This window comes from Frigoribacterium sp. Leaf164, assembly GCF_001423665.1.
GTDB lineage: Bacteria > Actinomycetota > Actinomycetes > Actinomycetales > Microbacteriaceae > Frigoribacterium > Frigoribacterium endophyticum.
Map to the genome: position 1 here is coordinate 52,523 of NZ_LMOX01000001.1, position 10,273 is coordinate 62,795.

General features: G+C 76.4%; 9 protein-coding genes. 6 read left to right on the forward strand and 3 right to left on the reverse strand.

The window, feature by feature from the left end; all coding sequences use genetic code 11:
* Nucleotides 1-2,256: alpha-galactosidase (locus ASF82_RS00225; RefSeq protein WP_156369949.1), on the reverse strand; the 2,256-nt coding region annotated here is incomplete at its 3' end.
* A gap of 157 nt (nucleotides 2,257-2,413) precedes the next feature.
* Between ASF82_RS00225 and ASF82_RS00230 the strand changes: the two genes are divergently transcribed.
* Nucleotides 2,414-3,628 (forward strand): ROK family protein, encoded by a 1,215-nt coding sequence (locus ASF82_RS00230; protein ID WP_056051884.1) that lies wholly within the window; start codon nucleotides 2,414-2,416, stop codon nucleotides 3,626-3,628.
* Nucleotides 3,629-3,832: 204 nt separating this feature from the next.
* Here ASF82_RS00230 and ASF82_RS00235 read toward each other — a convergent pair whose 3' ends face one another.
* A complete protein-coding gene (locus ASF82_RS00235; RefSeq protein WP_082514397.1) occupies nucleotides 3,833-4,765 on the reverse strand; it encodes a hypothetical protein in 933 nt (310 codons plus the stop codon).
* Nucleotides 4,766-5,125: 360 nt separating this feature from the next.
* Here ASF82_RS00235 and ASF82_RS00240 point away from each other — a divergent pair, with 360 nt between their 5' ends.
* The 5 genes from ASF82_RS00240 to ASF82_RS00260 all read left to right on the forward strand — a co-directional run bounded on the left by ASF82_RS00240 (nucleotide 5,126) and on the right by ASF82_RS00260 (nucleotide 9,558).
* Nucleotides 5,126-5,794, forward strand: a complete 669-nt coding sequence (locus tag ASF82_RS00240; protein ID WP_056051889.1) for a hypothetical protein — start codon at nucleotides 5,126-5,128, stop codon at nucleotides 5,792-5,794.
* On the forward strand, nucleotides 5,776-6,663 hold the full coding sequence (locus tag ASF82_RS00245) for a S26 family signal peptidase (protein WP_056051892.1): 888 nt from the start codon (nucleotides 5,776-5,778) through the stop codon (nucleotides 6,661-6,663). The genes ASF82_RS00240 and ASF82_RS00245 overlap by 19 nt, the downstream gene beginning before the upstream one ends.
* On the forward strand, nucleotides 6,660-8,156 hold the full coding sequence (locus tag ASF82_RS00250; RefSeq protein ID WP_056051895.1) for a LamG domain-containing protein: 1,497 nt from the start codon (nucleotides 6,660-6,662) through the stop codon (nucleotides 8,154-8,156). The genes ASF82_RS00245 and ASF82_RS00250 overlap by 4 nt, the downstream gene beginning before the upstream one ends.
* 215 nt (nucleotides 8,157-8,371) lie before the next feature.
* Nucleotides 8,372-8,692 (forward strand): hypothetical protein, encoded by a 321-nt coding sequence (locus ASF82_RS00255; protein ID WP_056051898.1) that lies wholly within the window; start codon nucleotides 8,372-8,374, stop codon nucleotides 8,690-8,692.
* Nucleotides 8,693-8,754: 62 nt separating this feature from the next.
* Nucleotides 8,755-9,558 carry an alpha/beta hydrolase gene (locus ASF82_RS00260; RefSeq protein ID WP_056051901.1) on the forward strand — a complete coding sequence of 268 codons (804 nt, stop codon included), beginning with the start codon at nucleotides 8,755-8,757 and terminating at the stop codon, nucleotides 9,556-9,558.
* Nucleotides 9,559-9,666: 108 nt separating this feature from the next.
* Here ASF82_RS00260 and ASF82_RS00265 read toward each other — a convergent pair whose 3' ends face one another.
* Nucleotides 9,667-10,029, reverse strand: a complete 363-nt coding sequence (locus tag ASF82_RS00265; protein WP_056051904.1) for a hypothetical protein — start codon at nucleotides 10,027-10,029, stop codon at nucleotides 9,667-9,669.
* Nucleotides 10,030-10,273 lie beyond the last annotated feature (244 nt).

Sequence of the window (10,273 nt, forward strand, 5' to 3'; positions counted from 1 at the left end):
GGGCGCCTGCACGCCGCCGAGCCGCAGGGCACGGCCGCTCAGCACGACGCCGTCGAGGGCCCAGGCGAGCGGCGACTGGCCGGGCCCGGCGAGCGGGGCCGTCGGGGCCGCGAGGGCCACGCGGTAGTCGCGGTCGTCGTCGAGGCCGGGCAGCGTGACCGGGCCGGGCGGGTAGCTCGCGCTCGTCGCGACCTGCGTGAACGTGTAGAGCGCGCGGCCGAGGTCGGCCGCGACGACGCCGCGGAGGTCCATGCCCGCGTCGGGCAGGTCGGCGTGCACGACGGCCCCGGTGTGCAGCAGGTCGCGGTGGGCCTTGTGCACGGTGATCCAGGCGGCCAGCTCGTCCAGGGTCGCGTCGGCGACGTCGGGCGAACTGATGTCCCACTCGACGCCGAAGTGGCCGGGCAGGGCGACGCCGGCGCGGAACGACAGGTCGTGGCGACGGCCGGTCGAGTGCGACCGGGGGCCGCTGACGTGCGCGCCCATCAGCTCGACCGGCACGAGCAGGCCGGTGTGCTTCTGGTTCACGAGGCGCTCGACGGGGTCGATGCAGTCGCTCGTCCAGATGCGGTCGGTGTGGTCGAGGACGCCGAGGTCGACGCGGGCCCCGCCGGAGGCGCAGCTCTCGATCTCGAGGCCGGGGTGCCGCGTGCGCAGCGCGTCGAGCAGGCGGTAGAGGGCCACGACGTTCTCGTGGACCGCCGGCCGTGCGGGCGAGCCGGCCCCCGCCTCCAGCAGGTCACGGTTGTGGTCCCACTTCAGGTAGGCGACGTCGTGGTCGGTGACCAGCGCGTCGAGCTGGCCGAGGACGTGGTCGAACGCGTCGGGGTTCGACAGGTCGAGCACCTGCTGCTGGCGCGCGACGGCGGGCAGGCGGCCCTCGCCGGGCCCGAGGATCCAGTCGGGGTGCGCCCGGGCGAGCTCGCTGTCGGGGCTGACCATCTCGGGCTCGACCCAGATGCCGAACTGCATGCCGAGGCCGGTGACGTGCTCGATCAGCGGCGCCAGGCCGTCGGGCCACACCGTCTCGTCGACCCACCAGTCGCCGAGCGACGTCGTGTCGTCGCGACGGCCGTGGAACCAGCCGTCGTCGAGCACGAAGCGCTCGATGCCGACACGGGCCCCGGCGTCGGCCAGGGCGGTGAGCCGGGCCAGGTCGTGGTCGAAGTAGACGGCCTCCCACGTGTTGAGGGTCACCGGGCGCGGCGTCGACGGGTGGCCAGGGCGGGCACGGAGGAGGCGGTGGAAGCGCGACGAGAGCTGCGTCAGCCCGTCGCCCCACGAGCCGATCGACCACGGCGTCGCGTAGCTCTCGCCCGGCCCGAGGCGGACCTCGCCGGGAGCGAGCAGCTCGGCGAGACGGGTGTGCGTCGCGCCCGTGACGATGCGCTCGACGCTGACGCGGTGGTTGCCGCTCCAGGCGAGGTGCGCGGCGTGGACGAGCCCGCGCTCGAACGCGAAGCCGGGCGTGCCGGTCGCGACGAGCAGGGTCGCGTCGGCGCCGGGGCGGCCCCGGCGGCTCTCGCGGTCGTACCGGCCGACCGTCAGGGCGTGGCGCTGGGGCGTGCGCTCGCGGAGGTGGCGGCCCGTCGTGTCGAGCACCTCGCCCGCGGTGTGCGGCAGGGGGAAGCTGGCGGCGAGCTCGCCGAGCTCGTAGGTGGCGGCGGTGTCGAGGGCGGCGGCGGCCGAGGCGTCGAGGCCGCGGGCGTCGTCGCCGGTCGAGCCCGTCGCGGTGTTGGACAGGCGGAGGCGCTGGTGCAGCAGGCCGTGCACGTCGAGCCGCAGGGTGACGACGAGGCGCAGCTCGGCGGCGGGGTCGTCGGCGGTGACGGTGACGGTGGTGCCGGGGGAGCCGGCGATGCCCGGGGCGGCGGCGGGGGTGCCGGCGAAGCCCTTGCTGGCGGTGGTTCCGGTTCCGCCGGTCGTGCCGGTCTCGGCCACGTCGAGGTCGGTGACGGTGAAGGCGGGCGAGAAGGAGGCGCCGGCACGGCTGCCGAGGAGCCCCGGTGTGCCCTGCCAGCCGTCGGACTCGAGGGGCAGCAGCGTGAGGCGGGCGGGTTCGTCGATCGCGCCCGAGGTGCGCTGGGGGCGGGAGGCGAGCACGAGGCCGGCGAGGGCGGCGTCGCTCAGCTCGCCGAGGTCGGGGCCCCAGTGGACGATGCTCGGCAGGCCGGCGCCCGAGGTGTCGAGCACGACGCTCGTGCCTCCCTGGCGGAGGTGGAGCTCGGGCGGGAGGGCATCGGTGCGGCGCTGCATGGGTTAGTTCTATGACGGAAGGAATAGGGGTGTCAAGTCGGCGTCGGGGCCCTCTCCGCGCCTCCTTTCTGTCCGCAGCGGAAGATATGCTCGGCGGGCCGCGTCTCTGCGGCCTCCGTGGGTCCGCCCGCGGCCGCGACGATGCAGGAGAGTGCCCATGGCGACGACGGAGCCCGCACTGAGCGAGTCCGGTCGCGAGCTCGTGCGCGAGGTGCTCATCCACGGGCCGATCGCGCGGGCGGAGCTGGGGCGTCGGCTGGGGCTGTCGCCCGCGAGCCTGACGCGGCTGAGTAAGCCCTTCCTCGACAGCGGGCTGTTCGTCGAGGGCGCCGTCGAGCTCGCCGGGGCGGTCGGCAGGCCGGCGAGGCCGCTCGACGTGCAGGCCGACCTGCAGCGCTTCGTCGGCGTCAAGCTGACCGGCGACCAGGCGTTCGGCGTGCTGACCGACCTCCGCGCGAGGGCGCTCGGCGAGCACGTCGCCGACCTGGCGGGTCGGTCGCCGGAGGAGGTGGTGGAGGCGCTGGTCGCGGTGGTGCAGGCGCTCACGGCGGGCGGCAGCGGCAGCGGCAGCGGCAGCCGCGGCGTCGGCGTCGGCGTCGCGGGCGTCGAGGGCGTCGAGGGCCTCGCGGGAGTCGGGGTGAGCATCGGCGGCAAGGTGACCGGGCAGCGGACGGTGCGGCGGGCGACGTTCCTCGCCTGGCGGGAGGTCGACCTGGGCGGCATGCTCGCGGAGCGGCTCGGGGTGCCGGTCGTCGTCGAGAACGACGTCGTGGCGCTGACCGAGGCGGAGCGCTGGTTCGGCCTCGGTCGCGGCGTCGACGACTTCGCGGTGGTGACGGTCGGGGCCGGCGTCGGCTACGGGCTGGTGGTCCACGGGCGGCAGGTCATCACGCCCGACACGGGCCTCGGCCTCGGCGGGCACGTCCCCCTCGACCCGACCGGGCCGATCTGCGTCGACGGGCACCGCGGCTGCTCGACGGCGATGCTGTCGACGACGAGCATGTGCGCGTCGGCTGCGGTGGGCCTCGGTCGGCCCGTCACCTACGACGAGCTGCTGGCGCTCGCCGATTCGGGCGACCCGGTCGCCGTGCAGGTCGTCGGCACGGCCGGCCGTTCGCTCGGCCGGATGGTCGCCGCGGTCGCGAACCTCACGATGGTCGGCACCGTGGTGCTGTCGGGCGAGGGCGTCGGCCTCGTCGACGTGCCCGTCGCCGCGACGGAGCTGCGCGCGGGCATCGCCGCCGACCGCGACCCCGACGCGTCGGAGGTGCGGGTGCTGACCGGCGCCGCGGACTTCGGGGCGTGGGCACGCGGGGCGGCGGCGGTGGCGGTGCAGGCGCGGATCGGGGCGCTCGGGGCGCTGGGGGCGTGAAGCGCGCGGGCTGAGTCGGCCACGGTCTGTGCGGTCAGTTGCCGAATCGGGGAGTGGAGCGGGCTGCTGAGCCCCTCGAAACGGCAACTGAGGTGCGCGGGCGCGGCGCTGGGGTGAGCCGAGCACGACGAAGTGCCTCGAGCTGGGGCTCGGCGGGGGCCGAGGGGCCAGATCGAGGCACCTGGATGACCAGGGGGAGGCGCGTCAGCGGTCGAAGAGGTCGCCCAGGCCGGGGATCTGGAAGCCCTCGCCGAGGCCGCCGACCTGCTCGCCGAGACCGGTGAGGCCCTCCTCGCCGGCCTGCGCCAGGCCGTCGACGCCCTCCGTGAGGCCGCCGAGGCCCTCGCCGAGCCCGGCGATGCCCTCGAGCCCGAAGTTCTCGGCCAGGCCGCCGAAGTCGACGCCGTCCGCCAGCGCACCGGAGAGGAGCGGCGCGGCCACGCTGCTGACCGCGGCACCTGCCGCGACCGTCAGGGCGAGGCCGCCGAGCGCGGCGACGCCGACCCCGGCCGCCGCGCCCGCCGCGAACGTCCCGGCGCCCGATCCCGTGCGGGAGCCCGCGCCCGAAGTGCTGGCGCCGGTGGCGGCCCCTGCCCCGGCGCCGCCGCCGAACACCCGCTGCATCAGCCCGGGGTGCGCCGTCTCGCCCCGCGTCGCCGCGCGGGCGAGGTCGTCGGTGCCGCCGCTGCGGGGCTGCTCGTGGGCGGGCAGCTCCTCGCCGAGGCGGGCCTGCACGAGCTCACGCTGCTCGGGCGTGAGCCGCGCGAACGCGTCGCGGTGCACCTGCTCGAGCTGCTCCGGCTCGGCCGTGCGCAGGAGGTAGTCGTACTTGCCGAGCGCGACGCGGTCGGCCTCGGAGGCCCGGACCTGCGAGGCGGAGGGCCCCGCCGACGGGGCGGACTGGCGGGGCTGCTGACCGGGGGCGCGCCCCGGGGCCTGGCCCGCGCCTCCCGCACCCTGCTGGCGCTCGTCACCCGTGAGCTTGTCGGCGGCGGTGCGGACGAGGTCGCGCCAGTCCGTGCCGGAACCGGGGCGCGAGCCGCCGCGGCCGCCGGCGGACGACGATGAGGAGGACGAGGACGACGAGTCGCCGAGCGCTTTCGCGGCGGCGCCCAGGAGGCGCTTGAAGTCGGGCATGGCCACAGCGTGGCGGCCCCCGATGTGCAGACCCCCCGGAGAAGCTGCGGGAGTCATCCGAACCGGACGGTCCGCTCGTGCCGGAGCCTCCTCCGCCTCCGCCACCGCGCATCCTGCCGCGTTCGGTGGACGAGGACCGTCGGCGTCGTCGGTCGATCGGACCGGGGCGCAGACGGTACGGCGCGGCACGCCGCCCCGACGCACGATCACGCCTCGAACTGGGGGCACGACGGCCGTGACGCGGCGTCGGGGCTTCGTTTAGCGTCCAGGTCACTGCGCGCGGCGACCCGCCGCCGCGGCCCTGCTCCCGAGGCGGCCGCGACCCCGACACGCGCAGAACGACCCCGAAGGCACTCCACCATGTCCTCCCACGTCTCCCTGCGCCGTCGGCGCGTCCGCACCACCCCGCTCGCCCTCGCGGCCGGCGTCATCGGCTCGATCGTGCTCAGCCTCACGATGACGGGCACGCTCTCGTCGTTCACGGCCAGCATCGCGAACGACAAGAACACCGTCGGCACGGCCTCGCTGGCCATGAAGGAGGCGCTGGTGTCGTCGTCCGTGCCCGGCACGACGAGCGGCACCACCTGCAGCAGCACCGACGGCGGCGCCGGCTCGTCGGCGGCGACCTGCTCGACCATCAACAAGTTCGGCGGCGACACCGCCATGACCCCCGGCGGCCCCGCCGCGACCACGCAGGTCAGCATCCAGGCCACGGGCACGGCCGCCGTCCGCACCTTCACGCTCTCGCCCGGCATCTGCACGCAGACCGCGACGGCCGGCTCCGCCACGACGGGGTCGGCCACCGACCTGTGCAGCAAGATCCGCGTCGTCGTCACGACCGCGGGAGGCGCCTCGGTCTTCTCCGGGACGGCGGCGGGCCTCGCCAGCGGCGGCCCGATCACCCTCACCGCGCCGAGCGGCCAGACGGCCGTGCCCTTCACCTTCGTCGTCTCGCTCGACTCGACGGCCGACAACAGCTACCAGTCGCTGACGGCCTCGATGCCGCTGACGTGGACCTTCACGGCCTGACGTCGGCGCCCCTCGCGCGTCGGCTCGGCGCGCTCCTGCTCGCCGTGGCGGTCGTCGGCGCGGTCGCCCTGGCCGTCGCGGCGGGGGCGTTCCACCACGGGGGAGGGCGCTGGTTCGTCGTGACCTCCTCGTCGATGGGGGAGGCGGCGCCGGTGGGGACGCTGGTGCTCACCGAGCCGGCCCGCGCCTCCGGCCCCTCCGCCGACCTGCGCGTCGGCGACGTCGTGACCTTCCGCCCGCCGACCGTGCCGGGCGAGGTGTACACCCACCGGGTCGCGTCGATCGGCGCCGACGGCGTCCGCACCAGCGGCGACACCACCGGGGCCGTCGACCCGTGGCTGCTCGGCGACGACGACCTCGTCGGCCGGGCCGTCGCCCTGCTGCCCGGCGTCGGGTGGCTCGTGCGCGGGCTGCCCTGGCTCGCCCTCGGGGCGCTGGCGGTCTGGGCGGTCGGCACGCGCCTCCGCTCGGACTCGGCGCGCTCGGCCTTCCGCCTCGTCGCGGGCTGCGCCGTGGTCCTCGGCGTCGTGTCGGTGCTGCGCCCGTTCGTCGGGGCCGTGCTGCTCTCGACCACGGTCGACGCCGCGGGCCGGGGCGTCGCCCACGTCGTCTCGACCGGGCTCGTGCCCGTGCGGGTCGCGGCCGAGGGCGGCGGCCACGCCGACCTCGTCAGCGGGGCCGTCGGCCAGGTGCCGGTGCCCGCGGGCGCCTCCGCCGTCGACCTCACGACGTCGCTGCACCTGCCCGTCGTGGGCTGGGTCGTCGTCGCGCTGATCTGCGCCTCGCCGCTGATCGCGGTGCTCACGCTGGGCCTGCCCGCGGGGGAGCCCCGGGCCGAGCGCGGCCGCCGCCGGGCGGAGCCGGCGTGAGCGGGCGGCACCTCGCGCGCCGCGCGGCGGCGCCCCGGCTCCGTGCCCTCGCCGCCGTGCTGGCCGTGGCGCTCGTCGCGGGCCTCGGCCTCGTGACCGGCTCCACCGAGGGCACGAGCGCGGCCTTCACGGCGTCCGTCCGCAACACGGGGGACCGCCTGCAGACGGCCACCTATTTCCGGTGCCCCGACGCGTGGGCCCCGCAGCGCGACGGCGCCGTCTTCCAGTGGCCGCTCGACGAGAAGGCGATCGCCCAGCTCGTGCGCGACACCTTCTCGGACACGGCCGGGGCACCGCTCTCCGGCCACACCGGCGACACGGGCGGCACCTGGCTGCGCCACAACTCGAGCGGGAGCACGGAGGTCGTGTTCACGGGTGCGGGCCGCGTGCGGAAGTCGGGCAGCACCTCGTTCGTCCTGTACCGCTCGGAGCCCGCCTCGAGCAGCCCGAACTACACGGTGAGCGCCGACGTGTTCGTGCGCAGCACCGTCGCCGCCGACGCCGTGGGGCTGGTGGGCCGCCTCAACACGGGCTCCGCGACCAGCACGACCGGCACCTACTACACGGCCCGCTACGAGCAGGCCGACAAGCGCTGGGCGCTGTGGTCCGTCGTCGACGGCGGCCAGACCCTGCTCGGGACGTCGCCCGCGACGCTCGCCGACGGCAGCACGACGCGGTTCTCGCTCGACCTGGTGGGGTCGACGATCCGCGTGCTCGTCGGCGGCGCGCAGGTGATCGCCGTCACCGACACCAGCATCACCGAGACGGGCCGAGCCGGCCTCGCGGTGGGCACCCCCGGCGGCTCGGCCTACGCGACGAGCGACACCACCGGCCTGCAGCTCGACGCCTTCGTGGTGCAGCCGACGCAGCGAGCGACCGACGTCTCCGGGCACGGCGCGACCGGCGCCTACGTCGGCTCGCAGGGCACCCTCGCCCGCCCTCCCCTGCCGAGCTGCCCCCGCGACCCCGGGGCCGCCTACGACCCCGACGGCAGCACGAGCTACGTCACGTACCCGACGAAGCAGTCCGACCCGCAGACCTTCAGCATGGAGACCTGGTTCCGCACCACCAGGCCGCAGGGCGTCGTCATCGGGTTCGGCGACTCCGCCACGGGCACCTCGACGCAGGCCGACCGTCTGCTCTACGTGAGCGCCGAGGGGCGCCTGATCTACGGGCAGCGGCCGCGCAACGTGCAGACGATCCGCACCACGACGTCCGTCACCGACGGGGCCTGGCACCACGTCGCCGTGACGTACACGCCGAAGGGCGGCATGACGATGTACCTCGACGGGCGTCGCGTCGCCTACGACGCGACGGTGCAGTCGGCGATGAACTACGACGGGTACTGGCGCGTCGGGGCCGGCACGATCCCCTCGGGGTGGCCCGTGACCCCCGACTCGCCCTACTTCGTCGGAGGGCTGCGCTACGCGGCCGTCTACTCGGTGGTGCTGACCGAGGAGCAGGTGCGGCAGCACTGGGAGGCGGGGCGGTAGGAGGCGCGGGTCGGCCGGGGCGCGGGTCGGCCGGGGTGCGGGGCGGCCGGGGGACGCGGGGCGGCCGGGGACGCAGGGCGGCCGGGCTCGAGTGGTCACGAACTGCTCCTCCGGGGCGCCGGGAGGAGCAGTTCGTGACCACTCGGAGGGCCCCGGGCCGGGCCGGGGGGGACCGGGGCGTGGACCGGTCGGTCGGGGCCTGCGAGACTGAGGCGATGTCACCCGTGCTCGCAGTCCTCCCCGGCTCCAGCCCCGGCGCCTTCGACACCGGCGTCACGCTCGCCGGCTTCGTCATCGGCGTCATCGTCGTCGCGATGGTGGTGCTCATCGTGGTCAAGGTCGTGTCGGCCCGGCGTCGGGGCATCAACCCGTTGACCTTCGACGCTGAGCTCGCCGCGAAGCTCCGCGACTCGACGGTGCTGCAGCCCGAGAAGTCGGTCGAGGTGCGCCTCGCCGAGATCGACGACCTGCACGGCCGCGGGGTCATCACCGACGCCGAGCGGGAGTCGGCGCGGGCGTCCGTCCTGCGCGGGTGAGCGGGCTGGGGGCGGGGCGTGCTCCGGGGGCCGGGCCCGCGACTCCCTCAGGCCCCGAGCCGGTGGACGACGTCGTCGCGGGGGTGCCGGTGCGGACGTACGCGGCGGCGGTGCCCGCCGGGGACGGACCCGAGGAGGCGCGGTCGGCCCCCGTGCTCGTCTGGGCCCACGGCGGAGGGTTCTTCCGGGGCGGGCTCGACCAGCCGGAGGCGCACGAGGTCGCGTCCGCCCTGGCACGCCGCGGGGTCGGCGTGGTCACGGTCGACTACCGGCTGACGCCGTGGCCGCTCGTGGGGCGGGTCGGGCGTGGGCGCTCGCGGTTCCCGGGGCCTGTCGACGACGTGTCGGCGGTCTGGCGGAGCGTCGCGGAGGCCACGCCCGGCGGCGCGCTGATCGGCGGGGCGAGCGCGGGGGCGTGCCTCGTCGCGGCCGCCACCCTGCGGGCGATCGACGAGGGAGCGGCGCCGCGCGGCGTCGTGCTCGGCTACGGCTTCTTCCACCCCGTGCTGCCGGTCGACCGGGCACTGCAGCGGTCGGTGCGCGGGCACCGGAGACTGTCGCACTCCCGCCGGGGGCTCGACCTGACGAACCGGAACTACGCCGGCACCGCCGCGGCGCTCGCCGAGCGGCACGCCTTCGCCGGCGGGCAGGACCTCGCCGGGTTCCCGCGCACGCTCATGGTCGACGCCGAGGCGGACTCGATGCGGGCCTCGGGCGACGCGTTCGCGCGCGAGCTCACGGCGTCGGGGGCTGACCTCGAGCGGCACGTGCTGCCGGGCACCCGGCACGCCTTCCTCGACCGGCCGCGGCTGGCGGAGTTCGGGGCGGCGGTGGAGCTCGTCGCGGGGTGGTGCCTGCGGGGGTGAGGGGTGCGGGCTTCGGCTCGTGGGCTGGTCCGGGGGTCGGGTGCGGGGCCCGGGGGTCGTGTGCGGGTGCGGGTGTGGGCTCTCGCGACCGGCGTCGGGGCGGTCAGCTCAGGGTCGGTCGGCGACGGCGCGCACGGCGGCGGCCGACGACCGGGCGTTCGCTCCGAGCAGGCCGAGCACGAGGGCGACGACGGCGGCCGCGACCAGCACGACGATCATCGGCCAGGGGGCGGCGACGGCGAGGCCGACGACGACGAGCAGCACGCCGAGCACCGCGGCGGCGGCGGGCAGCGTCCACCCCGGCAGCCGGTTCGCCCGCGACGACCAGCTCGGCATCGTCGCCCACTCGTGCGCGGCGCGGCGCACGGCCGGGTCGGGGTGCGCCTCGCCCCGGCCCGCGAGGCGGACGACCTCGACGCGCGTGGCGGTCGGCAGGTCGGCCCAGGTGAGCGGAGCAGCGGGGGTGGTCACGGGGCGAGCGTAGCGGGCGGCCGGCGCAGGAGCGGGCGGTGGGCACGGGCGCGGGTGCCGGCGCCGACGCCGACGCCGACGCCGGGCAGGGGTCGGCACCAGCGCGGGCACCGGAAGACGCGAGTGATCTCGCCCGTCGACCCGCGCCTCCCGCCTATCTTCGTCGGTCCCGCGCCGATCTCTCTCAAATTCGAGAGAACGGCCGTGCCGCGTGAGGCAGGGGCGGGGCCGTCGGGGGAGGAGG